At 68.3% G+C, this 1,616-nt stretch carries 2 protein-coding genes; both read right to left on the bottom strand.

What is annotated here, in order from left to right; translation table 11 throughout:
• Nucleotides 1–923 (bottom strand): L-serine ammonia-lyase (locus tag AC1DFR_RS22300; RefSeq protein ID WP_476874498.1); only part of this gene is annotated, 923 nt, incomplete at its 3' end.
• A gap of 117 nt (nt 924–1,040) precedes the next feature.
• A partial coding sequence (locus AC1DFR_RS22295) for a PLP-dependent aminotransferase family protein (protein ID WP_476874497.1) occupies nt 1,041–1,616 on the bottom strand: 576 nt, incomplete at its 5' end.

Raw genomic sequence — 1,616 nt, 5'->3', positions numbered from 1 at the left:
TAGTAGAGCACGGCCGGGATGATGCCGGCGGCGCCGTTCGTGGGGGCGGTGACGACGCGGCCGCCGGAGGCGTTTTCCTCGTTCACGGCCAGCGCGATCAGGTTGACCCATTCCTGCCAGTACTTCGGGTCCCGGTAGTCGGGGTCCTGGCCGCGGGTTTCCTTCATGAGCCGTTCGTGCCAGTCCGGGGCGCGGCGGCGGACCTTGAGCCCGCCGGGCAGCAGCCCGGTGCGTTTGAGGCTGACCTCGACGCAGCCTTCCATCACCGAGTAGATGTGCAGCAGCCCCGCACGGATCTCGGCCTCGGTCCGGCTGTCCTCTTCGTTGATCCGCATCACCTCGCTGATGCTCAGCGAGGTCTTCCGGCAGTGTTCCAGCAGTTCGGCGGCCGTGCGGAACGGCAGGGGAAGTTCCTTCTTGGATTCGTCGAGTTCCTTCAGGGCCGCGTCCTCCTCGCCCTCGCGGACGATGAAGCCGCCGCCGACGGAGAAGAACGTGGCGCGGTGGAGGACTTCGCCTTCGGCGTCGGAGACCGTGAACGTCATTCCGTTGGTGTGCCGGGGCAGGATGGTCAGGGGGCGCAGGATCATGTCCTGGACGCCGTACGGCAGGGCGACCGAGCCGGCCAGCTGCAGGGTGCCGGTCTCGGCGATCGTGGCGAGCCGTTCCTCCACTTCCTCGGGCAGGATCTGCTCGGGGTGGAAGCCCTCGAGTCCGAGCAGAATGGCGGTCATGGTGCCGTGGCCGTGGCCGGTCGCGGCGAGGGAGCCGTAGAGGTCCACCCGGAGCGACGCCGCCTCTGCCAGCTTGCCGAGGGACTTGAGTTCTTCAGCAAACACGGCGGCGGCCCGCATGGGGCCAACGGTGTGGGAACTGGATGGCCCTATTCCGATGGAAAAGAGGTCGAAGACTCCAACTGCCATGATGCGTACCTTCCGCGGAGAAAGAGAATGATGGTCAATGACTAGAGGCGGGGCTCACCGCACCGGTCCCGGCCCCCCAATGACCCTGGACCGGTGCGATGATGCGCCCATTGAGCGCTAGGCGAGGTTAGCAACCGAGGGGTAGAGCGGGTGGGCGGCGGCGAGGGCCTCCACCCGGGAACGCAGACCGGACAGGTCCGCGCCGGCGTCGGCGGTCAGGGCCTCGGCGATGATGTCGGCAACCTCGGTAAAGGCCGCCTCGCCGAAGCCGCGGGTGGCCAGCGCCGGGGTGCCGATCCGCAGCCCGGAGGTGACCATCGGCGGGCGCGGATCGAACGGCACGGCGTTGCGGTTGACGGTGATGTCGATGTCCGCGAGGCGGTCCTCGGCTTCCTGCCCGTTCAGCTCACACTCGCGCAGGTCCACCAGGACCAGGTGCACGTCGGTGCCGCCGGAGATCACGTTGATGCCCTTGGCGGTCACGTCCGGCTGGACCAGGCGCTCGGCGAGGATCCGGGCGCCGGCCAGGACGCGTTCCTGGCGCTCCCTGAACTCCTCGGACGCGGCGATCTTGAACGCCACGGCTTTGCCGGCGATGACGTGCTCCAGCGGCCCGCCCTGCTGGCCGGGGAACACCGCGGAGTTGATCTTCTTGGCGATCTCGGCGTCGTTGGAGAGGATGATGCCGCCGCG

This window comes from Arthrobacter sp. 05T410 (genome assembly GCF_056396505.1).
This window is presented reverse-complemented; position numbering and strand designations above follow the sequence as displayed.